22 protein-coding genes are annotated in these 24,876 nt (G+C 42.2%); all 22 read left to right on the forward strand.

What is annotated here, in order from left to right; translation table 11 throughout:
• The first annotated feature begins 5 nt into the window (after nt 1-5).
• The 22 genes from wcaK (at nt 6) to ugd (ending at nt 24,823) form a co-directional block, all read left to right on the forward strand.
• Nucleotides 6-1,286, forward strand: a complete 1,281-nt coding sequence (wcaK, locus tag HVX72_RS08000; protein WP_181822942.1) for a colanic acid biosynthesis pyruvyl transferase WcaK — start codon at nt 6-8, stop codon at nt 1,284-1,286.
• A complete protein-coding gene (gene wcaL / locus HVX72_RS08005) occupies nt 1,283-2,503 on the forward strand; it encodes a colanic acid biosynthesis glycosyltransferase WcaL (protein ID WP_042284293.1) in 1,221 nt (406 codons plus the stop codon). The genes wcaK and wcaL overlap by 4 nt, the downstream gene beginning before the upstream one ends.
• A gap of 11 nt (nt 2,504-2,514) precedes the next feature.
• Nucleotides 2,515-3,918 carry a colanic acid biosynthesis protein WcaM gene (gene wcaM, locus HVX72_RS08010; RefSeq protein ID WP_181822943.1) on the forward strand — a complete coding sequence of 468 codons (1,404 nt, stop codon included), beginning with the start codon at nt 2,515-2,517 and terminating at the stop codon, nt 3,916-3,918.
• A gap of 151 nt (nt 3,919-4,069) precedes the next feature.
• Complete coding sequence (locus HVX72_RS08015) at nt 4,070-5,065, forward strand: NAD-dependent epimerase/dehydratase family protein (protein ID WP_181822944.1); 996 nt, start codon at nt 4,070-4,072, stop codon at nt 5,063-5,065.
• Nucleotides 5,066-5,301: 236 nt separating this feature from the next.
• Nucleotides 5,302-6,195: a UTP--glucose-1-phosphate uridylyltransferase GalF gene (gene galF / locus HVX72_RS08020; protein ID WP_042284285.1), complete on the forward strand. Its 894-nt coding sequence runs from the start codon at nt 5,302-5,304 to the stop codon at nt 6,193-6,195.
• A 434-nt stretch (nt 6,196-6,629) separates the two neighbouring features.
• Nucleotides 6,630-7,820 carry a UDP-N-acetylglucosamine 4,6-dehydratase gene (locus HVX72_RS08025; RefSeq protein ID WP_181822945.1) on the forward strand — a complete coding sequence of 397 codons (1,191 nt, stop codon included), beginning with the start codon at nt 6,630-6,632 and terminating at the stop codon, nt 7,818-7,820.
• Between the two features lie 15 nt (nt 7,821-7,835).
• On the forward strand, nt 7,836-8,978 hold the full coding sequence (locus HVX72_RS08030; protein ID WP_181822946.1) for a LegC family aminotransferase: 1,143 nt from the start codon (nt 7,836-7,838) through the stop codon (nt 8,976-8,978).
• Between the two features lie 5 nt (nt 8,979-8,983).
• Nucleotides 8,984-10,147, forward strand: a complete 1,164-nt coding sequence (gene neuC, locus HVX72_RS08035; RefSeq protein WP_181822947.1) for a UDP-N-acetylglucosamine 2-epimerase — start codon at nt 8,984-8,986, stop codon at nt 10,145-10,147.
• A gap of 6 nt (nt 10,148-10,153) precedes the next feature.
• Complete coding sequence (neuB, locus tag HVX72_RS08040) at nt 10,154-11,227, forward strand: N-acetylneuraminate synthase (RefSeq protein ID WP_181822948.1); 1,074 nt, start codon at nt 10,154-10,156, stop codon at nt 11,225-11,227.
• The gene (locus HVX72_RS08045) at nt 11,220-11,867 is read left to right on the forward strand and encodes an acetyltransferase (protein ID WP_181822949.1); all 648 of its coding nucleotides are present in this window, start codon (nt 11,220-11,222) and stop codon (nt 11,865-11,867) included. Before neuB ends, HVX72_RS08045 begins: the two co-directional genes overlap by 8 nt.
• 18 nt (nt 11,868-11,885) lie before the next feature.
• Nucleotides 11,886-12,944: a nucleotidyltransferase family protein gene (locus HVX72_RS08050; RefSeq protein WP_181822950.1), complete on the forward strand. Its 1,059-nt coding sequence runs from the start codon at nt 11,886-11,888 to the stop codon at nt 12,942-12,944.
• A complete protein-coding gene (locus HVX72_RS08055; RefSeq protein WP_181822951.1) occupies nt 12,945-13,934 on the forward strand; it encodes a Gfo/Idh/MocA family oxidoreductase in 990 nt (329 codons plus the stop codon).
• A complete protein-coding gene (locus HVX72_RS08060; protein WP_181822952.1) occupies nt 13,924-14,619 on the forward strand; it encodes an acylneuraminate cytidylyltransferase family protein in 696 nt (231 codons plus the stop codon). The genes HVX72_RS08055 and HVX72_RS08060 overlap by 11 nt, the downstream gene beginning before the upstream one ends.
• Nucleotides 14,612-15,373, forward strand: coding sequence for an oxidoreductase (locus HVX72_RS08065; protein ID WP_181822953.1), 762 nt, complete (start codon nt 14,612-14,614; stop codon nt 15,371-15,373). The genes HVX72_RS08060 and HVX72_RS08065 overlap by 8 nt, the downstream gene beginning before the upstream one ends.
• Nucleotides 15,370-15,924 carry an acyltransferase gene (locus HVX72_RS22310; RefSeq protein ID WP_181822954.1) on the forward strand — a complete coding sequence of 185 codons (555 nt, stop codon included), beginning with the start codon at nt 15,370-15,372 and terminating at the stop codon, nt 15,922-15,924. Before HVX72_RS08065 ends, HVX72_RS22310 begins: the two co-directional genes overlap by 4 nt.
• Before the next feature lie 72 nt (nt 15,925-15,996).
• A complete protein-coding gene (locus HVX72_RS08075) occupies nt 15,997-17,244 on the forward strand; it encodes an oligosaccharide flippase family protein (RefSeq protein WP_181822955.1) in 1,248 nt (415 codons plus the stop codon).
• A gap of 164 nt (nt 17,245-17,408) precedes the next feature.
• Nucleotides 17,409-18,746, forward strand: coding sequence for a DUF6418 domain-containing protein (locus HVX72_RS08080; RefSeq protein WP_181822956.1), 1,338 nt, complete (start codon nt 17,409-17,411; stop codon nt 18,744-18,746).
• A complete protein-coding gene (locus HVX72_RS08085; protein ID WP_181822957.1) occupies nt 18,743-19,717 on the forward strand; it encodes a polysialyltransferase family glycosyltransferase in 975 nt (324 codons plus the stop codon). Before HVX72_RS08080 ends, HVX72_RS08085 begins: the two co-directional genes overlap by 4 nt.
• A gap of 92 nt (nt 19,718-19,809) precedes the next feature.
• Nucleotides 19,810-20,910 carry a glycosyltransferase family 4 protein gene (locus HVX72_RS08090; RefSeq protein ID WP_181822958.1) on the forward strand — a complete coding sequence of 367 codons (1,101 nt, stop codon included), beginning with the start codon at nt 19,810-19,812 and terminating at the stop codon, nt 20,908-20,910.
• Entirely contained in the window at nt 20,907-21,683 is a 777-nt protein-coding gene (locus HVX72_RS08095; protein WP_249418872.1) for a glycosyltransferase, read from the forward strand. The genes HVX72_RS08090 and HVX72_RS08095 overlap by 4 nt, the downstream gene beginning before the upstream one ends.
• 330 nt (nt 21,684-22,013) lie before the next feature.
• Nucleotides 22,014-23,420 (forward strand): NADP-dependent phosphogluconate dehydrogenase, encoded by a 1,407-nt coding sequence (gene gndA, locus HVX72_RS08100; RefSeq protein ID WP_042284264.1) that lies wholly within the window; start codon nt 22,014-22,016, stop codon nt 23,418-23,420.
• 236 nt (nt 23,421-23,656) lie between these two features.
• Nucleotides 23,657-24,823 carry a UDP-glucose 6-dehydrogenase gene (ugd, locus tag HVX72_RS08105; RefSeq protein ID WP_181822959.1) on the forward strand — a complete coding sequence of 389 codons (1,167 nt, stop codon included), beginning with the start codon at nt 23,657-23,659 and terminating at the stop codon, nt 24,821-24,823.
• The last annotated feature ends 53 nt before the right edge of the window (nt 24,824-24,876 follow it).

Genomic DNA, 24,876 nt, shown 5'->3' on the forward strand with positions numbered 1-24,876 from the left:
AACTTATGAAATTATTAGTATTAGGCAACCACACCTGTGGGAACCGTGGTGATAGCGCCATTATGCGCGGTTTACTCGATGCCATCCGCCAACAAGAACCTGAAGTCGACATGGATGTGATGAGCCGTTTCCCGGTCAGTTCCGCCTGGTTACAGGGACGGCCAATTATTGCCGATCCGCTGTATCAACTAAGCCAGAAACAGCAGCAGATGACCGGGCTGAATGGCCGGGTCAAAAAAGTGTTGCGCCGTCGATTTCAGCACAAAATTTTACTGGCGAAGGTTGCGCAGGAAGGATCGCTGCGTAACTTTGCGCTTGCGCCGGAATTTGCCGACTTTGCCCGGTTTATCGCCCAGTATGATGCGGTCATTCAGGTTGGCGGCTCTAACTATGTTGACCTGTACGGCCTGACCCATTTTGAGTATCCCTTATGCGCGTTTATGGCGAACAAACCGATTTATATGGTCGGCCATAGCGTCGGGCCTTTCCAGAACCCGGACTTTAATCAGTTGGCTCATTACGTTTTTAGGCGCACTGATGCGCTGATCCTGCGTGAAACGGTCAGCCGCGATTTGATGACCGCCGCCCAAATCGACACCCGTAAAGTGGAACAAGGCGTGGATACCGCATGGCTGGTAGAACGCCGCCATGATGATTTTGTCGCCAGTTATGCGGTACAGCATTGGCTGGATGTCACCGCGCGAAGAAAAACCGTGGCCATCACCTTGCGCGATCTCGAGCCCTTCGACAAACGTCTGGGCACGACTCAGCAAGCGTATGAGCAGGCTTTTGCGGACGTTGTGAACAGACTGATTGACGATGGCTATCAGGTGCTGGTGCTTTCAACCTGTACCAGTATTGACCGCTATAACCGCGATGACCGCATGGTGGCGCTCCGGATGGCGAAATTTGTGAAGCCATCGGCGCATTTCCATATCGTGATGGATGAACTGAACGATGTGGAACTGGGCAAGATACTTGCATCCTGTGTTTTAACCATCGGCACCCGTCTGCATTCCGCCATCATTTCGATGAACTTTGGCACGCCCGCTATCGCGATTAACTACGAGCACAAATCCGCCGGGATCATGCAGCAGTTAGGCCTGCCAGAGCTGGCGATTGATATTCGTCACCTGCTGAACGGGTCGCTGCAAGGCGTGGTCGCAGATACGCTGGCGCAACTGCCCGCGCTCAGTGAAAAAGTGGATAACGCCGTCACGCAGGAGCGAACCAAGGGGTTTGCCATGATTAAATCCGTTCTCGACAGAATTCGGGAGGGGCGATGAAGGTCAGCTTTTTTCTGCTGAAATTCCCACTCTCATCAGAGACGTTTGTTCTTAATCAGATCACGGCGTTTATTGATATGGGATTTGATGTGGACATCGTCGCCCTGCAAAAAGGTGATACGCAAAACACCCATGCCGCCTGGGAAAAATACAACCTGGCGGCGAAGACCCGCTGGCTGCAGGATGAACCGCAGGGTCGGCTGGCGAAACTGCGTTACCGGGCGTTGAAAACGCTGCCGGGACTGCACCGGGCGGCGACGTGGAAATCACTGAATTTCTCCCGCTATGGCGACGAATCACGCAATTTGATCCTGTCGTCTATTTGCGCGCAGGTGAGCACGCCTTTGCAGGCCGATGTTTTCATCGCGCATTTTGGTCCTGCCGGCGTGACGGCGACCAAGCTGCGTGAACTGGGGGTGATCAAGGGCAAAATTGCGACCATTTTCCACGGCATTGATATCTCCAGCCGGGAGGTTCTGAATCACTACGCCCCTGAATACCAACAGTTGTTTCAGCGTGGCGACCTGATGCTGCCTATTAGCGACCTGTGGGCTAAGCGCCTGAAAAGCATGGGCTGCCCGGCGGAAAAAATCGCCGTCTCGCGGATGGGGGTGGACATGGCGCGCTTCAGCCATCGCCCGGTGAAAGCGCCCGGCACGCCGCTGGAGATGATCTCTGTGGCGCGTCTGACCGAGAAAAAAGGGCTGCACGTGGCGATAGAAGCCTGTCGCCAGCTCAAAGAGCAGGGCGTCGCGTTTCGTTACCGTATCCTCGGGATGGGGCCATGGGAACGGCGTTTGCGGACGCTTATCGAACAGTATCAGCTTGATGACGTGATTGAGATGCCGGGCTTCAAACCGAGCCACGAAGTGAAGGCGATGCTCGACGAGGCGGATCTCTTTTTGCTGCCCTCCATTACCGGCGCGGATGGCGATATGGAAGGCATTCCGGTCGCGCTAATGGAGGCGATGGCGGTGGGGATCCCCGTTGTTTCCACCGTCCACAGCGGTATTCCGGAACTGGTCGAAGCCGGAAAGTCAGGCTGGCTGGTGCCGGAAAACGATGCGCAGGCGCTGGCGGCGCAGCTTGCCGGGTTTAGCCAGATCGATCGCGCAACGCTTGAGCCAGTGGTGAAGCACGCACGTGAAAAAGTTGAACACGATTTTAACCAGCAGGTGATCAACCGTCAGTTAGCCAGCCTGCTGCAAACGATGTAAAACGAGGTTGTATGCCAGAAACGACGCTCTCCCGACGCACCTTCCTGGCGGCAGGCTCCGTGCTTGCCGCGCTTCCTGCACTCCATTCTCCTTTTGCCCGCGCCGTGACCGCGGGTAACACTGTCAACATCCAGGACTATAACCCCAAAGACTGGATCGCTTCCTTCAGGCAGGCCTTTACCGACGCACAAACCGTGCGGGTTCCGGCGGGTCTGGTTTGCGACAACATCAACGCCGCTATTTTTATTCCGCCGGGTAAGACATTACGGGTGGAAGGGGCGTTGCGCGGCAATGGACGTGGGCGTTTTGTTCTTCAGGACAGCAGCCAGGTCACCGGTGAGAAGGGCGGCAGCCTGCACAATATCACGCTGGACGTGCGCGGCTCTGACTGTGTCATCAGGGATATTGCGATGAGCGGCTTCGGCCCGGTGACGCAAATTTATATCGGTGGGAAAAAACCGCAAGTGATGCGTAATCTGGTTATCGACAACATCACCGTGACCCAGGCGAACTATGCCATCCTGCGCCAGGGTTTTCATAATCAGGTTGACGGCGCGAGGATCACCAACGGGACATTCACTGACTTACAGGGAGATGCCATTGAGTGGAATGTGGCGATTAATGACCGCAACATTCTCATTTCTGACCATGTGATTGAGCGTATTAACTGTACCAACGGCAAGATCAACTGGGGTATTGGGATTGGCCTGGCGGGCAGCACTTACGACAACACCTATCCAGAAACGCAGACGGTTAAAAATTTTGTCGTCGCCAACATCACCGGTTCCGACTGCCGCCAACTGGTACACGTCGAGAACGGCAAGCATTTTGTTATTCGCAACGTAAAGGCGAAAAATATCACTCCCGATTTCAGTAAAAAGGCCGGGATTGATAACGCAACGGTGGCTATTTATGGTTGTGATAATTTCGTCATTGATAATATCGATATGGTAAATAGCGCCGGCATGTTGATTGGCTACGGGGTGGTAAAAGGCAACTACCTGTCGATTCCGCAAAATTTTAAATTGAATAATATCCGCCTGGATAATACCCAACTTGCGTATAAACTGCGCGGAATACAAATTTCATCCGGCAACGCGACCTCGTTTGTCGCCCTCACCAACATCGACATGAAGCGGGCAACGCTGGAGTTACACAACAAGCCTCAGCACCTTTTCTTACGCAATATCAAGGTGATGCAGGAATCCACCGTTGGCCCGGCGCTGAAGATGCATTTTGACCTGCGCAAAGACGTGCGCGGGAAGTTTATGGCCAAAAACGACACCCTGCTGTCGCTGGCGAACATTCAGGCGGTAAACGAAAAAGGCCAAAGCTCGGTCGACATTGACCGGATAAATCATCAGGTCGTGAATGTGGACGCGATTAACTTCCGGTTGCCGGAGGGGAGGGGGTAGCGCAAGCTACCATAATCTCACTGGATCTCATGTGTTAAAAGATTATAATTGCCCGATTACCGTTAAAGCTGGGGCTGGGCAGCATTGACTACTCAGGGAAGGATCTCATCTTTATCTTATGTTCTTGTTTGATAACCAGATTAAGTGATTTATGAACAATAACGTTTTGCTTATCGGGGCTTCAGGATTTGTTGGGACTCGTCTTCTGGAAACAGCAGTAGCTGACTTTAACATCAAAAATCTGGATAAGCAGCAGAGTCATTTCTATCCAGAAATTACGCAGATTGGAGATGTCCGCGATCAGCATGCGCTTGATCAGGCGCTCGCCGGTTTTGACACCATAGTGCTGCTGGCTGCAGAACATCGTGACGATGTCAGTCCAACGTCGCTTTATTATGATGTAAATGTTCAGGGAACACGCAACGTCCTTGCTGCTATGGAAAGAAATGGTGTAAAAAACATCATCTTTACCAGTTCCGTTGCGGTCTATGGATTGAACAAAAAAAATCCAGACGAAACGCACCCGCATGATCCCTTCAACCATTATGGGAAAAGTAAATGGCAAGCGGAGGAAGAGCTTCGTGAATGGCATGCAAAAGAGCCTGATGAGCGCTCTCTCACGATCATTCGTCCCACCGTCATTTTCGGCGAACGTAACCGGGGTAACGTTTACAACCTGCTTAAACAGATAGCTGGGGGTAAATTCATGATGGTAGGTTCTGGTACGAACTATAAGTCTATGGCTTACGTTGGTAACATCGTCGAATTCATCAAATACAAACTCAAAAACGTTAAAGCTGGTTACGAAGTCTACAACTACGTGGATAAACCCGATCTCAACATGAACCAGTTGGTTACTGAGGTTGAGCAAAGTTTAGGTAAAAAAATCCCTTCAGTACATCTGCCATACCCGCTGGGTATGCTGGGCGGCTACTGTTTTGATGTGCTGAGTAAGCTTTCTGGTAAGAAATTTGCTGTCAGTTCGGTACGTGTCAAAAAGTTCTGCGCGACTACGCAATTTGATGCCACAAAAGTGCATGCATCCGGTTTTGTAGCACCTTATTCTTTGTCGCAAGGACTGGATCGGACGCTGAAGTATGAATTTGTTCATGACAAGAAAGACGACATAACGTTTGTTTCTGAGTAATACTATAACGTTATGGTGTCGCTACCTGCGATAATTCGGAAAGCGCTTTGGTAATCATCTTAGTCCGGGTTTTCCGAGAAGTCTGAGTAAATCTGCCGCTGATGGAGTGTAGTGTTAAAAGACACTTTTGACTCGCTTGTGTGACGTAAAACACAAAAGACGAGAAATGAGCCAGTTTCTGGCTATCATGTGGTTAAGGCCTATACTTTATCAGCCATTTCAGGGTAGGAAAAAGAATGACGAATTTAAAAGCAGTTATCCCAGTAGCCGGGCTCGGTATGCATATGTTACCGGCAACAAAGGCCATACCAAAAGAGATGCTACCCATTGTCGACAAGCCGATGATTCAATACATCGTTGACGAGATCGTGGCTGCAGGGATCAAAGAAATCCTTCTGGTGACTCATGCGTCCAAGAACGCCGTTGAGAACCACTTCGACACCTCCTATGAATTAGAGTCGCTTCTCGAGCAGCGCGTGAAGCGCCAACTGCTGGCGGAAGTGCAATCCATTTGCCCGCCGGGCGTAACGATCATGAACGTCCGTCAGGCGCAGCCGCTGGGGTTGGGCCATTCCATTCTCTGTGCCCGACCGGTGATCGGCGATAACCCGTTTGTCGTCGTCCTGCCGGACATCATCATTGATAATGCCAGTGCCGATCCGCTGCGCTATAACCTCGCGGCGATGGTGGCGCGTTTCAATGAAACCGGCCGCAGCCAGGTATTGGCGAAACGTATGAAGGGTGACCTTTCTGAATACTCCGTAATCCAGACCAAAGAACCGCTGGATAACGAAGGTAAAGTCAGCCGCATTGTCGAATTTATTGAGAAACCGGATCAGCCGCAGACCCTGGATTCCGATCTGATGGCGGTAGGGCGTTATGTGCTTTCCGCAGATATCTGGGCAGAACTTGAGCGCACCGAACCGGGCGCCTGGGGACGTATCCAGTTGACCGACGCCATTGCAGAACTGGCGAAAAAACAGTCTGTTGACGCGATGCTGATGACCGGCGACAGCTATGACTGCGGTAAAAAAATGGGCTACATGCAAGCGTTTGTGAAATATGGACTGCGTAACCTGAAAGAAGGTCCGAAGTTCCGTAAGAGCATTGAGAAGTTGCTTAGCGAATAAGCAGTGATAACGTTGGTCTGACCAACGCGAAACAGATAACGGCAGTAAACATTCAAGGCATATTTAACCTGTGCTGGGTATGTTTACTGCCGTTTTTGTTGAAATAAGAAAATACGTATCTTATCAAAGCGTTATCTACTGAAATTTAAACCATTTTTTGCGGGATTTCTGCTTGTTTCTAACATCATTTGGTAAGACAATTAGCGTTTGAGTTTAGAAGGCCTGTGCGTAAAGGCGGGTTTTGACATACCTTTGAAAGAGCGCAGTGCACTGGTAGCTGTAAAGCCAGGGGCGGTAGCATTCTTGAAAAAGAAAGCTAACACATTTCAGTTGCAGCGAAATTTTTGTATAAGTTTGAAGTAGCTTGCGTCAGCAAATGATTTTGACGAATGCTGTTTTGACATTAATAATTTGTAATGAATTAGGTCTGAATTATGGATAATATTCTTGAACTCATTGGGCGTAATAAAAAGTTGTTCAGTGATGATATATCTGAAAATGAAAAAGAATTAAAACGAATTGTATCTGCATCCCGTTTTTTGGTCTTGGGTGGGGCGGGTTCTATTGGTCAGGCTGTAACAAAAGAAATATTCAAGCGTAATCCACAAAAACTACATGTTGTCGATATTAGCGAAAATAATATGGTTGAGCTGGTAAGGGATATACGTAGTTCTTTTGGTTATATTGATGGCGACTTCCAGACTTTCGCACTTGATATAGGTTCAATTGAATATGATGCTTTTATCAATGCTGATGGTAAATATGACTATGTATTAAACCTATCAGCACTCAAACATGTTCGTAGTGAGAAAGATCCTTATACTTTGATGCGAATGATCGAGGTGAATGTTCTCAATACTAACAAGACGATTGAACAGTCTGTTGCGGCTGGGGTAAAAAAATTCTTCTGTGTTTCCACTGACAAAGCCGCTAACCCGGTGAATATGATGGGGGCCTCGAAGCGGATCATGGAAATGTTTCTGATGCGTAAAAGTGAAGAGATTGCCATTTCAACTGCACGTTTTGCAAATGTCGCATTCTCTGATGGCTCTCTTCTGCATGGTTTCAATCAGCGTATTCAGAAACAACAGCCGCTGGTCGCACCTAATGATATCAAACGTTACTTCGTCACGCCGCAGGAGTCGGGTCAGCTTTGTTTGATGTCATGCATTTTTGGTGAAAACCGTGATATTTTCTTTCCAAAGCTCAGCGAAGCACTGCACCTGATCTCCTTTGCTGATATTGCCGTTCTGTATCTTAAACAGCTTGGCTATGAGCCTCATTTATGCAGTACTGAAGAAGAGGCTCGCGAACTCGCGAAAACGTTGCCTCAGCAAGGCAAATGGCCGTGTCTGTTCACGTCAAGTGATACCACAGGTGAAAAAGATTTTGAAGAGTTTTTCACCGATAAAGAAACACTGGATATGGCGCGTTTTCATAATCTCGGTGTTATCAAAAATGAGCCGCTTTATGATCAGGCCCTTTTGTCCCATTTTGAAGAAGAAATTCAGAGAATGAAAACATCTCTCCAATGGAGCAAAGAAGACATTGTTAAACTCTTTTTCGAAATGATTCCTGATTTTGGCCATAAAGAAACAGGTAAATACCTCGACAGTAAAATGTAAGCAAGGCATCCTCGAATGAATATTAGCTCGATAATCGAATTTGTCCGCGACGTATACAAAACTAATGAATTTATTCCTTTGCATGCGCCTGTATTTGATGGAAATGAAAAAAAATATGTAATGGATACGCTTGAAAGCACGTTTGTCTCAAGCGTAGGCAAATATGTCGATGATTTTGAACGTAAGATGGAAGCCTATACAGGAACTGCGCGTGCGGTTGCAACGGTTAATGGTACCGCAGCATTAAGCGCAGCGCTGTATCTGGCTGGCGTGAAGCGCGGTGATTTAGTCGTTACTCAGGCTCTGACTTTTGTTGCAACCTGTAATGCGCTGTATCATTTGGGGGCAGAGCCCGTATTTATAGACGTTTCATCCGTGAGTCTGGGCCTTTGCCCCGTTGCGCTTGATAACTGGCTCTCTAAAAACACAGAGTTGACTGAACAGGGTTGCCAGCATCGTACCACACGCCAGATTGTCCGCGCTGTAGTACCAATGCATACCTTTGGTCATCCTGTTGAAATGGATGAGTTGATGGCGGTCTGCCGGAAATGGCGCATCGTTTTGGTAGAAGATGCCGCTGAGAGTCTGGGATCTTTTTATAAAGGCCACCATACGGGCACGCTTGGTGAATATGGTGCTCTGAGCTTTAATGGTAATAAAATCATCACTACCGGCGGTGGCGGAATGGTCTTTTGTCGTTCATCAGAGAATGGTGTGCGAGCCAAACATGTCACCACAACTGCCAAGGTTCCACATCCGTATGAGTTTTACCATGATGAACCTGGTTTTAACTACCGTATGCCAAATCTGAATGCTGCGCTTGGATGCGGACAGATGGAACGCCTGGACGTATTTTTGAAGCAAAAGCGGGTGCTTGCCCAACGTTATGAAACCTTTTTCGAAGGCTCCGAGTTTAAATTTGTCAAAGAACCTGAATACGCGCAGTCTAACTACTGGCTGAATGCAGTCATATGCGAAAACCTTGATTCTCGCGATGCAATACTTGCGAAAATGAACGAAGCGAAAGTCATGACACGCCCAATATGGAAACTCATGCATCGGTTGCCAATGTTCGAGCATGCTATGCGAGATGACCTCAAAAATTCAGAGATGATTGAGGCGCGCCTGGTTAACTTACCGAGCTCGCCGGTGGAATGAGCATAATGACGTCAGCAAAACGTAAAGTCGCCGTTTTCACCGGTACGCGCGCAGAATATGGATTACTTTATTGGCTAATGAAAGATATCCAGAATGACGAGGATTTGGCGTTGCAAGTCCTCGTTAGTGGCATGCATCTTTCCCCAGAATTTGGTAATACCTGGCAGCAAATTGAAGAAGATGGTTTTTTCATCGATGAAAAAATTGAAATTTTACTTTCATCTGATTCGCCTGTCGGTACTGCGAAAAGTGTGGGGTTAGGGATTCTGGGATTTGCGGATGCGTTATCACGATTGAGACCGGATGTGCTGGTGATTCTTGGTGATCGCTTTGAAGCGCTTGCGGCAGCGCAAACAGCGATGTTTCTTCGTATTCCCGTCTTTCATTTGCACGGAGGGGAAATTACTGAAGGTGCCTACGATGATGCTATTCGACATGCCATCACCAAGTTTAGCTATTTACACGGTACTTCGACAGAGGAACATAAAAACCGGGTAATTCAGTTAGGAGAAGATCCATCACGTGTTGCTAATGTCGGTGCTATAGGGTTAGATCACCTCAAGCGTGGCAAATTTATGTCCCTCGAAGAACTCTCAGTTTCTTTGAATTTTCCATTAAAAAAACCGTATGTCGTTGTCACTTACCATCCTGTCACGCTAGGGAATGAACCACCTGAAGAGAGTTTTAACGCTCTGTTGGATGCTCTTGATGAATTCCCCGATCTCCAAATCATTATTACATACCCAAATGCTGATGATGGTGGAAGAAAAATCATCCCTCTCCTTGAAGCATATGCTGCTAAAATGCCAGCGCGAGTAAAGGCCATCCCATCGATGGGACAGGTACGTTATCTCAGCGCGGTTAAACATGCGTTGGCCGTAGTCGGAAATTCATCCAGCGGCATAATTGAAGTGCCTGCCTTTGACGTGCCTACGGTAAATATTGGGGTACGTCAAAAAGGACGTATTTCCGCACAGAGCGTGCTTAATTGCGACGCAACAAGAGAGTCCATTTCAAAAGCGCTATCGCGAGCAATTTCACGAAGCTATATAAGTGAAGGAGCAAAGATTTCTAACCCTTATGGGCAAGGGGATACAAGTGCAAAGGTCATCAAAATGATCAAATCAATGCATTTTGTACCGAGTAAGACCTTTTACAATATCAAGTGAATCAATATGACGCTTATCATTGCTGAGGCCGGAGTTAACCACAACGGCGACGAAAAATTGGCTTTTAAACTTGTTGATGCTGCTTATAAAGCGGGTGCTGATATTGTCAAGTTTCAAACCTTCAAGGCGAAGAACCTGGTAACAGCTGAAGCGGTACAGGCTGACTACCAGATAGCAAATACGAAGAAGCAAGAATCACAGTTGGAGATGTTAAGTCGCCTGGAGCTTTCATGGGAAGCACACCATAAATTGGTAAGCTATTGTGATAATCTTGGCATTGAGTTTCTGTCTACCGCTTTTGATTCTGAGAGCCTGAATTTTCTGGTAAATGAGCTTGGTATTAAAAGGCTAAAGCTTCCATCTGGGGAATTGACGAATGCGCCACTGGTATTAGAGCATGCTCGTACTGGTTGCGACATTATTGTTTCTACGGGAATGGCAACGCTGGCAGAAATTGAATCTGCATTAGGCGTTATCGCTTTTGGCTATACCACACCTACAGATGCTAAGCCTGGTATCGAAGCCTTTCAGCGAGCATACTCATCTGAAGCAGGTCAGAAGGCCCTCAAGGAAAAGGTCATCGTCCTCCATTGTACTACTGAATATCCGGCGCCTGTGGAAGAGATTAATCTGCGAGCTATGGATACGCTGCATCAGGCGTTTGGATTACCTGTCGGGTATTCCGATCATAGTGAAGGGATAATGATCCCTGTCGCTGCCGTTGCGCGTGGCGCAATTGTGATTGAAAAACATTTTACGCTTGATAAAAATATGGACGGTCCCGATCATCAGGCATCGCTGGAACCTCTGGAACTGGAAGCAATGGTTAGCTCGATCCGCAAGGTTGAAAAGGCGTTAGGCAATAGTATTAAAGCTCCAACAGTGTCAGAAATTAAAAATAAAAGCGTTGCACGAAAAAGTCTGGTGGCTGCCACAACAATTGCAGCAGGTGAGAACTTTACGTTTGATAACCTTGCAATAAAACGTCCGGGGACGGGGATGTCTCCTTACCTATACTGGGATCTGATCGATAAAATTTCTGATAACGATTATTCTCCTGGAGATATGATTTGTGAATGATAAGGCGCTTAACAAGCCTCTCGTCATTATAGGTGGTGGCGGACACGCCAGTGTTATTGTTGATATCCTCAAGCAACAAAATCGGGATATTATCGCCATCATCAGTCCAGATGATATTAGCAAACGGAATATTTTTGAAGGGCTAAATGTTTTTTCAAATGATATTGATATAGCAAAGTTTAAACCTGATGAGGTTAGGCTGATTAATGGCATAGGCGTATTACCTGGTTCTGAAATAAAATATAAAGTTACTCTTTTTTTTAAAAGTATGGGCTACATATTTGAAACGGTTGTTGCAAATGACGCTTATGTATCGCCTTTTGCCTCCCTGGATGAGGGGGTGCAGATATTTCCTGGTGTTATTGTCCAGCCAGGTTCACATATTGGGGCTCATACGGTTATAAATACCAGGGCTACTATAGAGCATGATGTTATTCTTGGCGCATATAATGCAATCTCTCCAGGGGCTATAATATGTGGACAATGTAAAACTGAGGATCATGTCTTCATTGGTGCTGGAGCGACAGTTATTCAAAATGTTGAAATTGGAAGCAAAGCAACAATCATGGCGAATGCGTTAGTAACAGACAATGTAAAATCACAACAGAAAGTTTACGCGCCGCGCGCCCTGATCAGATAACCTTCTGGAAGGTATAAAATGACTCAACAATGGAAGAAAGTATTAATCTCTCCTGATAGTTCTATTCTTGATGCACTTGAAATTATTAATAAAGAAGCCTTGCGTATAGCACTGGTTGTTAATGAAAAAAATGAATTATTGGGTGTCATTACTGATGGTGACATTCGTAGAGGGTTGTTAAAAAATTTACCGCTCTCTACGGCTGTGCGCTTTGTGATGAATGAAAACCCTATAACCGCGATGTCAAGCACATCAAAAAAAGAACTTACAGAGATCATGTCTGTAAATGGAATATTATCAATACCAATCATTGATGCCGGTATTATTATAGGTCTTGAGACGATTGCAAGTGTAACAACGTCTACGAAATATGATAATCCTATTTTCATAATGGCAGGAGGATTTGGTACCCGACTAAGGCCGTTGACGGATAATTGTCCAAAACCAATGTTGAAAGTCGGTGATAAACCTATTCTTGAAACAGTTATTAAAAGCTTCGTCAGAGCTGGATTTAGTAATTTTTATATTTCAACACACTTTTTACCTGAAGTAATACAAAATCACTTTGGTGATGGTAAAGCCTTCAACGCTAATATAACATATATTCACGAGGAGATCCCATTAGGAACGGGAGGAGCTTTAGGCTTATTACCAGAAAATTTATCAGAATCTTTGCCGCTGATTATGATTAATGGTGATGTTCTGACTAATATTGATTTCCAACGTCTGCTTGCCTTTCATAATAGTAATAATGCAGACGCTACGATTTGCGTTCGTGAATATGATTATCAAATACCTTATGGTGTCATTACGGGAGAGGGCAATAAAATTACCAGTATGGTGGAGAAACCTGTCCATCATTTTTTTGTTAACGCAGGTATTTATGTTGTATCCCCGTCAATCTTCAAATCTGTACCTAAAAATCATCGGATTGATATGCCAACCTTATTGGAACAGCATATGAAAAACAACCGGGATATCCTGATGTTCCCGGTACATGAGTATTGGTTAGATATTGGTCGTATGGATGATTTTAAACGAGCGCAAGTAGATATCCATTCTCTGGGGCTTGATTAAATGGAAAAAATAGCTGTCATAGGTCTGGGTAATATTGCTGTACGACATCGGCGAAATGTAAAATTATTATTTCCTGAGGCTTCTGTTTACGCTATGTCATCAAGTGAGCGAGCGGTCACTGATTTAGTTAGTGATTGTGATGGCTACTTTATAAATATTGATGCTGTGATTAGAGAACAGGTCGATATGGTCATTGTTGCCTCTCCTTCTACTTGTCATTTAAAGCATAGTGCAGAATTAATTAAGGCAGGTATCCCCGTTTTAATTGAAAAGCCAGTAACTGCAACTTTTGAAGATGCTACGAAGCTAATGAATATTGCTGAACAATATAATACACCAGTAGCTGTGGGTTATTGTCTGCGTTATCTTCCTTCAGCAAAGAAAATGAAAAAATTGCTTGAAGAAGATTATGTTGGGCAAATTTATAATGTCAGTATTGATATCGGCCAATACCTTCCGGACTGGCGACCCTCTAAATCCTATCGCGACAGTGTATCCGCAAATAGACACTTAGGAGGGGGGGCATTACTTGAGTTAAGTCATGAAATTGATTATGCGAACTGGATGTTTGGTGATCTTTGTCGGCGATATTCCATAATCAGATCATCAGATGAACTTGAAATGAACGTTGAGTCTCTTGCTGATATTACAGCTGTTAGCTCTTCAGGCGCACTTGTAAGTATTCATCTGGATTTTCTTCAAAAACAAGCTTGGAGACAGTGTCATATAATTGGCAAGAAAGGAAGATTGATGTGGGACCTCATTCGTAACGAGATCCTATTTTATGATGCCGTTGGTATTCATATTATTTACAGTGAACCTGACTGGGATAAAAATGGCATGTATATAGCCATGCTAAATGATTTTATTAATAAAATTAATAATCGAGACAATCAATGTGTTTCTCTGGAAGAATCTGTAAAAATTATTGATTTTATAGAACAAATAAAAAAAGAAGCTAATTTCGGGGGATCTTGCAGTGAAAATTAATGCGTTTATCTTTGCCCGTGGTGGTTCTAAGGGATTACCAGGGAAAAATATCAAGCTGTTAAATAATAAACCACTTTTGCAATACTCTATTGAGACTGCAAAGGAATGCCCATCAATAAGCACAATCTATGTGTCAACGGATGACGATGGGATAGCGAGTGTCGCAGAAGAGAACGGTGCTACGGTGATTCGAAGACCCGCTGAACTTGCAAGTGATACCAGTGCCGAATGGTTAGCCTGGAGGCATGCTATTGAATGGGTAAATGAAAAAGTCGGGGAATTTGATGGGTTTGTCAGTTTGCCTGCAACAAGTCCGCTTCGCAGCGTTGAGGATGTTGAGAAGGCTATTGCTAAACGTGTCGAGTCAAAAGCCGATGTATGTATTTCAGTAACCCCTGCAAGTCGAAGTCCATATTTTAATATGGTGAAATTTATCGATGATGATTATGTCAGGCTTGTTAATGAAGCTGCCGGAGAGGTTCAAAGACGGCAGGATGCGCCTTCGGTGTATGATATAACAACAGTTGTATATGCAACAACACCGGCATTCGTACTTAACAATTATGGGTTGTTTTCCGGAAAGGTTACAAGCATTATCGTTCCTAAAGAACGTGCAGTTGATATTGACGATATTTACGATTTTTATATGGCGGAAATTCTCTTAAGGGAGACTGCAAATGGCTGAAGTTTTAAAAGGAAAAAAAATACTTATTGCGGGTGCGGGTGGGCTGTTAGGTACGCAATTAGTAAAAAAAATTATTGATGAAGGTGGATATGTAATATCAGGAGATAATAATCCTGATGTCACCCAGGAAAAATTCATTAAACTTGGCATTAGCAAAAATTATGAGCTTCATTATCTTGATATCACCTGCAAAGATTCTGTTCTTGACCTCTTTGCATGTTCTTCTGAACTGGATGGCGCAGTCAATGTGACCTATCCGAGGAATAAAACCTATGGTACTCATTTTTTTGATGTGACACTTGATAGTTTCAATGAAAATTTGTCGCTACACCTTGGCAGTTCATTTTTGTTCTCACAACAGTGCGCCTCCTATTTTCAGAAGAACCAACGACCTTTCTCTTTGGTAAATATTTCATCCATTTATGGCGTTGTAGCTCCAAAGTTCAATATTTATAATAATACCCATATGACAATGCCTGTTGAGTATGCTGCTATTAAATCCGCATTATTACATCTTAATAAATACATTGTTGCCTATGTTAATGATAGCCGTTTCAAAATTAATGCTGTAAGCCCTGGTGGTATTTTTGATCATCAGCCTGATGCCTTTCTGGAAGCATATAAAAAAGAAACCCATGGTGCAGGAATGCTTCATGTAAAAGAAATACTAGGTAGTATCGTATTCTTACTTTCTGACGAATCACGATATGTAACGGGGCAGAATATTATTGTTGATGATGGATTCACGTTATGATATCCATCCTGCAAAAAATTAAATTTTGGGTCACATGTAATCGATTAGGGCCTGACATACCGCTTACTCATTTTTTATTATACTCCACACGATTAGGAAAGATGATTTGTAAGAGGAAGTTTAAAAAATTTGGTAATAACTCTTTTTTTAGACCCTTTGCCTATGCTATTGAGACTCAGAAGATTACTATCGGCGATAATGTCGTTATCCGACCAGGCACGATGCTTTTTGCATCCCCATTAGGAAGTAGCGAGGATGTACACATTAAAATTTCTGATGATGTATTGATCGGGTCTGGTGTCAATATCTATGTATCAAATCACTCCTTCAGTGATGCGACTTTACCTATATCTTTACAAGGGCATTCAGATATCCAGCCAGTAATATTAGAACGAGGTTGCTGGATAGGTGCTAATGTAACAATTTTACCTGGAGTGACAATCGGTGAAAATTCTGTGGTTGGTGCCAACAGCCTTGTAACTAAAAGCGTACCAGCTTTTCATGTCGCGGTTGGGAATCCCGCTAAAGTTATTAAAAAAGTCAATGAATAATAGACCATATATAAGTTAATATCACTTCAGAACATTTATTATCTCTACTCAATAATATTTTGGTTTCCCATTATGAGCTTATTTAAGCGATCGGGGATTTATTTATTATCTAATATTTTAAATGCCCTTATACCCTTCTTATTATTACCCGTTCTAACTCGTAACTTAAGTACGGGTGAATACGGACAAATCGCTATGTTTCAGACCCTGATAACAGGGCTTGCTGCGCTGGTTGGTTTAAATACTATTGGTGCTGCTAACAGGAAGTTTTATGATGGTGAGTATGATTCTCTTCCTGAGTATAATGGAGCATGTGTACATATATTATTCATATCTATTTTAGTTTTAGGTGCGTTCTTAGGTTTATTTGCAAATTACATCAGTTCCTGGTTAAGTATACCTGTATTCTGGATATATTTAGCATTAGCAATTTCATTCGCAAATTTCATTATACAATTTAGGCTTGGACAGTGGCAAATTCGAGAGCAAGCGTTAAAGTTCGGTGCTATGCAAGTCAGTCAGAGTATTCTAAACTTCGTTTTTTCAGTTGTCCTTGTGGTAATATTTAAGTATGGTGCTCAAGGTCGAGTTGATGCGATCCTCGGTACAACAGTATTATATGCTCTATTCAGCATACTTCTTCTCTATAAGAATCAGCTAATCAAGCTTACGATTATTCGGAAAGATTACATATCTGATGCCTTATCGTTTGGCCTTCCTTTAGTTCCGCATGTTGTCGGAATGTTTTTGCTAAATTCACTTGACCGTTTTTTTATAAACAAGGAACTTGGTATTGATGAAGCAGGGGTTTATATGTTCGCTGTGCAATTAAGTCTTGGTGTTGCTGTTGTCTTTGATGCGATAAACAAGGCTATGATTACGTGGTTATTCAAAAGTCTGGCAGATAATCGAGTTGAACAACTTAAACGTGTCGTTAGGTTTACCTATCTTTTCTTTGTTATTGTATTTTTGCTGGGATGTCTGTCATTTTTTATAGGGCCATTAGTCGTGAGTATTGTTGGTGGTTATAAGTTTGAAAAAGCGACTGAGATAATCGGCTGGTTGTGCCTTGGTCAATGTTTTGGCGGTATGTATCTCATGGTCACCAATTATCTTTTTTATGCCAAGAAGACAGGGCGTTTATCAGTTGTAACTATCGCTACAGGTATATTAAATATAATTCTACTGCTTATTCTTCTTCAGGTTTACGGTATTGTCGGTGTTGCTATGTCCTTTGCTATCTCAATGTGCATCAGGTTCTTTGCCACCTGGTGGATAACATCAAGATTGGATTTAGTTTCGTGGAAAATTTTTCAATAGATAAGATTTGGAATTCCTTTCGTAGGTATATGAAAATATTGCATATTCGTTAGATATATTCTGTACTACTTAATTGGTATATAAATTACTCTAACTTGTTTATCATTATTTAACCTGCATGCGCAAGCCGCTGTACGTTATTAATAATAATGAAGGATAACTCGGTGAACGTCAGCAAGTTTACAATTTCAAGAATAATAATGTTGTTATTGGCATTATTGTTATTAATATTGAATAATTTTAGTGATGTTAATTTATTAGGTTTGCTTCTGCTTTTGGTCTATCTGGGAAGTATATTTATTTTTAAGCCTGTAGAATATGCTAATAATCTTCTTTTCTTTATCATATTAATACCTATGCTAGTGGGTGGCGTACTGGTTGAAAGAGGCACATACTTATTCGAAATTGATAAATATTCCTATTGGAATGGGACATTTATTATAAATCTGTTTTTTTCAATGATATTTGTTGAATTCTTAATTTATCCTGTAAAATCAAAAGATAAAAAGGTTTCAGTAGTATTTAGTCGACGAATTTTCGATTGTTTAGTTATTGGTGTGTTAATCGTATTATATGGAACTTTCCTCAAAACTGGAGTTCCGTTATTTAACAATATACACAGATCTATCTATTTTGGATCCATAGTGCCAGAATATATTAACCTTATTAAAGGCCGGTTAAGTTTCGTATGCCTGGCGTTGGGTTATTATTACTTTAATTACAAATCTAAAAGATATTTAATATATTTTAGTCTTATTGTAATTTATCATATCCTTTGCTCAATAAAAGGTGGTGAGTTATTAATAGTGATATATTGTTTCACTCTCCCAATGACATTGTTTTTTACGGCAAAGAAAAATATATTATTTGGTAATAAACTGAATAAAAGAATACGATCTTTATTATTGCTACTAATTTTTAGTGTTTTTAGTATTATTTTTATTAACTATCAAACTGTTGAAAATTACGACGCCAAAACGACCGCTTTGGAGAAAATCCAAAAACGCGTTGAAGCGGCAGGGCAGATTTGGTGGTCAATAAATGATAATAATCAAGTTCCCGAAAAGGATCGTTGGGATTTGTTTCTGAAAAACTTTTATGAAAGCAGTGATAAATATGAGCGCGGGATGAATCAGTTGATGAATGTTGTTGCGCCACCTAAGTATCTAAATGCCTGGCGTTCTGAAGATTCACGTGGACAAAGCCTGGCTAATGGTTTTCCTGCTATAGGCTATTATTATTTTGGATATACAGGTATCGTAATTTTAATCTTGGTAGTTGGAACTATAATCATTCTAATTAAAAAGGATATATTATCATCGTTTGAGAGTGGGGATATTTTATCATTCTTATTCTTGGGGCCTTTATTAGAGGTGATTATAAGGGTAACTGCTCAAGGTGATATTTATTTACTTTTTGAAAAAAGAACTCTAGTAATAGTAATTGCATACATATTATATAGTTTATTAAAAAGTTTGATCTATAGAGCAAAACCATTATGAAACTGAATTATTATTTTTTATGGAGTTATAATAAATTACCTTTTGTTTACTCTATAATGAATGCACACGAAAAGAATATCTTAATAATCAATACTCGTGATTCAAGTGATATTCAGGATAAGTTATCACATTTATCCGGTCTAGATAAAGTTGACAAGGTTATTTTATATAGAAATGATCTAAAAGAATATATATTAAGTATATTATATCGGATGTTTGTTTATCCGTTTAAAAATAAAAGAGAGAAAATTACTTTTTATCTGGATGGTTGCTTTGGTCGTTATCCAATATTGTTGGCCAATTGTGGTAAGCCTGATAATGTTATTTTCTATGAGGAAGGTGAAGGTACATATCGTAAAGATGTACTTTTTAAAAAGTTGGCTAACAATAATATTAAATATAAAGTTAATGAGTTGATTAAAAAGATGTTATTTATCAACAAAAATTCAATTGAAAATATAACATGCTTTTATATCCGTAATAAGGAAAGGCTTTTAAAGTCTTTTTCTCAACAGGGATACAGGGATATCAATTTCGAAATTATAGAGGTTAACGATATTGAGTGCCTCAGAAAGATATCTTTTTCTGATAAAGAATTATTAAAAAAGATTTTTTTTGATAAATTTACCTGCGATTTCACACTAAGACCCAATGAGAAACGAGCAGTTGTGCTTACGCAGCCTACCTATTTATATGGTATTCATACAAAAGAAGAACTCGCCAGTCTTTTCAACTCAAGGATCGAAGCGTTAAAAAAAGAAAATTATAAAGTGTATTTGAAAATGCACCCAATAGAGCGTGAGGATATATATATCAAAGATGATGTGCAAAGATTAAATGGATGTTTTCCTTTTGAGTTACTATCCTTATTTGATGTCGTATTTGATAAAGGCTTGACCTTTAACTCAACCGCTATTAACTCCTCGTTGATAAAGGAAAAATGTATTATTCAGGATGAAATCTCTGAGTAACTAGTTAGCGATGAACTAAAATGCCTGAGTATCAATAATAGCTTTATCTTATTTTTATTCTGATAATAATTTAATACTTAGGCAAAATGCAGATGTCGAAAATTTATCACCATGGTGGGGAAATGAGAATTGCAATGATTTTGCCTAGTCTTGAAAAAAGTGGACCAGGCATTCATGTCGAAGCATTATCCAGAGCACTTGTTGCTATAGGGTGCTATGTTGAGGTATTTTATCTCCGTAGTTGCGAAAAAAAATGCTTGCTTTTCAATTTTACAAAATGTACAAAATTTTCTTTTAGTATTAAAAATATTAGGTATCTCTCTGGCTTTGATATAATACATACACATGGTTTTTTCCCGGATTTATATGGGGTAATTTTAACGAAAATTTTTGTTAATTCAATTCATGTGTCTACAATGCATAATTTTTTAGAACAAGATTTGTCCAGCCGTTACAATGGATGGAAAAGGACTTTTTATATTTTTTTATGGACTAACGTAATAAAAAAAATTTCTCATAAAGTCGTATTTACGGAACTTGCAAAAGATTATTATCAACGTTTAGTCGGTGGGCATATTAATGTCGTGGGGAGTGGCATTGATGTATTTTCTGTATTAGAGGAATTGTCAACAAGAAGTTATTTGAATTCAAGTGTTGTGGATGTTTTACATGAAGTAAAGAAAAATAAAAAAATAATAGGTTCAACCTCAATAATAACAGAAATCAAAAGCCTTGATCTTATTGTTAGAGCTTTACCTGACTTGCCTGATTATGCTGCTGTCTTTGTTGGAGGTGGCCCCTTGGAAAATGATTTGATTATAATGGCTGAAAAGTTGGGAGTAGCGGAGCGCTGTATTTTTATTGGATTTACAGGTAATCCTTTGCCTTATCTTTCATTCTTTGATGTTTATGCTATGCCCAGTAAGAGTGAATCTTTTGGGCTAAGTCTTTTTGAAGCTATTGCAGCTAAGTTACCCATAGTATGTCGTGATCTTCCTGTATTTCAAGAATTATTGCCAGATGTAGGATTGCATAAATTTGATGGTACTCTTCTTAGTTTTGTTGATACAATAAGAAATATAAATGGAAAAAAATCTACTGAACTGGCGTTTGAAAAATTATTGGACAAGTATGATATGAAGAATGTGGCTTGCCGTTATGTTAAATTCTATCAGGAAATTGCAGAACAATGATAGAATTCAGCGTATTGATGTCTCTCTATATTAAAGAAAATCCATTATATTTAGAGTCATGCCTCGAAAGCTTATCGAGACAAACTCTTCAACCGAACGAAATAGTGATGGTCCTTGATGGCCCTATAAGTCAGGAATTAAATGACGTCCTGCTAAGATGGAATAACCTACTACCTCTCAAAATTTATCCAATTACAAACAATGTAGGCTTAGGTAAAGCTTTAAATTATGGGCTTGAAAAGTGTGCTTATAATATTATAGCCAGAATGGATACGGATGACATTTGTCATTGTAAACGTTTTGAGTGGCAAATTAGCGAATTTGTAAATGAACCCAAGTTGGTGTTACTTGGTGGGGCTATTAGCGAATTTGAAGATAACGTTGAGAATATTACTGGGACAAGAAAAGTACCACAGGGGCATAAAGATATTCTTTTAAGCGCAAGAATGCGCAATCCTTTTAATCATATGACTGTGATGTATAAAAGAAATGTTATACAAGAAGTCGGTGGTTATATTCACCATCATTTTATGGAGGATTATAACCTGTGGTTGAGGGTTCTTAGCGGAGATCACTTGACGAAAAATTTGTCTGAAACATTAGTGTATGCGAGAGTTGGCAATGCTATGCTATCAAGAAGGAGAGGCATGCATTACATAAAAAGTGAATATCAATTGGCTATACTTAAGTATCAACTTGGTTTCACAGGGAGGTCGCAAACGATTTATATTTTTCTGGCAAGATGTTTGCCCAGGATTATTCCTTTTTTATAATAAAAAGAATATATAAATTCTTGCGCAAGTAAAAATTGAATTTTAAAATATTCCTTATAAATATATTGTTCGTATCTACAGACAGTGTTTAATTATGCATAAAATACCTTGCATATATCGAGAAAAATTAATTTTCAGTTTATGTCTCTGTTGCTGGTAGTAAACAGATGCAAATCTGTAACTTTCTTTATCGTAGAATTAAAGCATTTTTGACTATTGCAGGCATATGCAAACAAATCTTTGTCATGCCATTTAATCATGAGTTAACATCTAAGCCACTTTCAAGCCGCGCATACGTCGCGCGGTGACCACACCTGACAGGAGTATGTAATGTCCAAGCAACAGATCGGCGTCGTCGGTATGGCAGTGATGGGGCGCAACCTGGCGCTCAACATCGAGAGCCGTGGTTATACCGTCTCCGTTTTCAACCGCTCCCGTGAAAAGACCGAAGAAGTGATTGCCGAAAATCCTGGCAAAAAACTGGTGCCTTATTACACGGTTAAAGAGTTTGTTGAATCCCTTGAAACGCCTCGTCGCATCCTGTTAATGGTGAAAGCTGGTGCGGGCACGGATGCAGCCATCGATTCGCTGAAACCTTATCTTGATAAGGGCGACATCATCATTGACGGCGGTAACACTTTCTTCCAGGACACCATTCGCCGTAACCGCGAACTGTCCGCAGAAGGGTTTAACTTTATCGGTACCGGTGTCTCCGGCGGTGAAGAGGGCGCGTTGAAAGGGCCATCTATCATGCCTGGCGGCCAGAAAGAAGCGTACGAACTGGTTGCCCCGATTCTGACGAAAATCGCTGCTGTAGCGGAAGATGGCGAACCTTGTGTGACCTATATCGGTGCTGACGGGGCAGGCCACTATGTGAAGATGGTCCATAACGGTATTGAATACGGCGATATGCAACTGATTGCTGAGGCCTATTCACTGCTGAAGGGTGGTCTGAATCTCAGCAATGAAGAACTGGCCAGCACCTTTACGGAATGGAACAACGGTGAGCTGAGCAGCTACCTGATCGACATCACCAAAGACATCTTCACCAAAAAAGATGAAGACGGTAAATACCTTGTTGATGTCATCCTGGATGAAGCGGCCAACAAAGGTACCGGTAAATGGACCAGCCAGAGCTCGCTGGATCTCGGCGAACCGCTGTCCTTGATCACCGAATCGGTCTTTGCGCGTTATATTTCTTCGCTAAAAGAGCAGCGCGTTGCTGCTTCAAAAGTATTAACGGGGCCGAAAGCGCAGCCGGCAGGGGATAAAGCGGAATTTATCGAGAAAGTGCGCCGCGCGCTGTACCTCGGTAAAATCGTTTCTTATGCTCAGGGCTTTTCGCAACTGCGCGCTGCGTCTGATGAGTACAACTGGGATCTCAACTACGGTGAAATCGCGAAGATTTTCCGTGCAGGTTGCATCATTCGTGCGCAGTTCCTGCAGAAGATCACGGATGCCTACGCGCAAAATGCCGGTATCGCCAACCTGTTGCTGGATCCGTACTTCAAAAACATTGCGGATGAATATCAGCAGGCACTGCGTGATGTCGTGGCTTACGCGGTGCAGAACGGTATCCCTGTACCTACGTTCTCTGCGGCAGTCGCCTACTACGACAGTTACCGTGCGGAAGTCCTGCCTGCTAACCTGATCCAGGCGCAGCGTGACTACTTTGGCGCACATACCTATAAGCGTACTGATAAAGAAGGTGTTTTCCACACCGAATGGTTGGATTAATTCCTTTTAGCTTACAAAGCCCGGTTTTTTAACCGGGCTTTTTTTTATCCGAATTCTTATTGCTTTATTTCTGTTGCTTCATATTAACTTAATATTATTGCTTTAGTCTGATAAAGAAAATCTTAATTGTGTCAGGCTTCGTTGACACTCTATTCGTTCGGACGTTAAAACAATAATAACGCGTCAGGGCTTTAACAAGTCATGACATCATTATGAGTTAATTCTGAGAGCATGAAATGAAAATCACCATTTCCGGTACCGGGTATGTTGGCCTGTCTAACGGTCTGCTTATCGCACAGCGTCATGATGTTATTGCGTTAGACATCGTTTCTTCCCGGATAGAAATGTTAAATGATCGGATATCTCCGATTGTCGATAAAGAAATACAACAATTTTTGCAGTCTGAAAAAATTAACTTTCAGGCGACATTAGATAAAAACGAAGCCTATAAAAACGCGGATTACGTTATCATCGCCACGCCGACAGATTACGATCCTAAAACGAACTACTTCAATACCACCAGCGTTGAATCTGTCATTCAGGATGTTCTTAAAATCAATCCCGATGCGGTAATGGTTATAAAATCTACCGTTCCGGTAGGCTTTACCGCCTCGATGAGCAATAAGTTCAACACCCAAAATATCATTTTCTCACCGGAATTCCTGCGAGAAGGGAAGGCGCTTTATGACAACCTGCATCCTTCCCGAATCGTGATCGGCGAGCGCTCCGAACGGGCCGAGCGCTTTGCAGCGCTTCTTCAGGAAGGCGCCGTTAAGCAAGATATCCCGACCTTGTTCACTGACTCCACGGAAGCGGAAGCAATCAAGCTTTTTGCTAATACCTATCTGGCCATGCGGGTTGCGTATTTTAATGAACTGGATAGCTATGCCGAAAGTCTGGGACTGAACACGCGTCAGATCATCGAAGGCGTATGTCTGGACCCGCGAATTGGCAATCACTATAACAACCCGTCGTTTGGCTATGGTGGTTACTGTCTGCCAAAAGATACCAAGCAGCTCCTGGCGAACTACCAGTCCGTTCCCAACAATATTATCTCCGCGATTGTCGATGCTAACAGAACGAGAAAGGACTTTATCGCCGACGCTATTTTGGCCAGAAAGCCAAAAGTCGTGGGCATTTATCGCTTGATCATGAAAAGCGGATCGGACAACTTCCGCGCCTCTTCCATCCAGGGGATCATGAAGCGCATTAAAGCGAAAGGGGTGGAAGTGGTCATTTATGAACCGGTGATGAAAGAGCACACCTTTTTTAATTCGCGCATAGAACGCGATTTAACCCGGTTTAAGCAACAAACAGATGTCATTATCTCTAACCGTATGGCTGAAGAATTAAAGGATGTGGTAGAAAAAGTCTACACCCGCGATCTGTTTGGCAGTGATTAAATGTTTTTTAAACAGGGAAAGGAATCCCTCTGAAAATCTCGTAAAATTACGTT

The sequence above is a fragment of the Citrobacter sp. RHB21-C05 genome (assembly GCF_013889015.1).
Classification (GTDB): Bacteria; Pseudomonadota; Gammaproteobacteria; order Enterobacterales; family Enterobacteriaceae; genus Citrobacter_A; species Citrobacter_A sedlakii.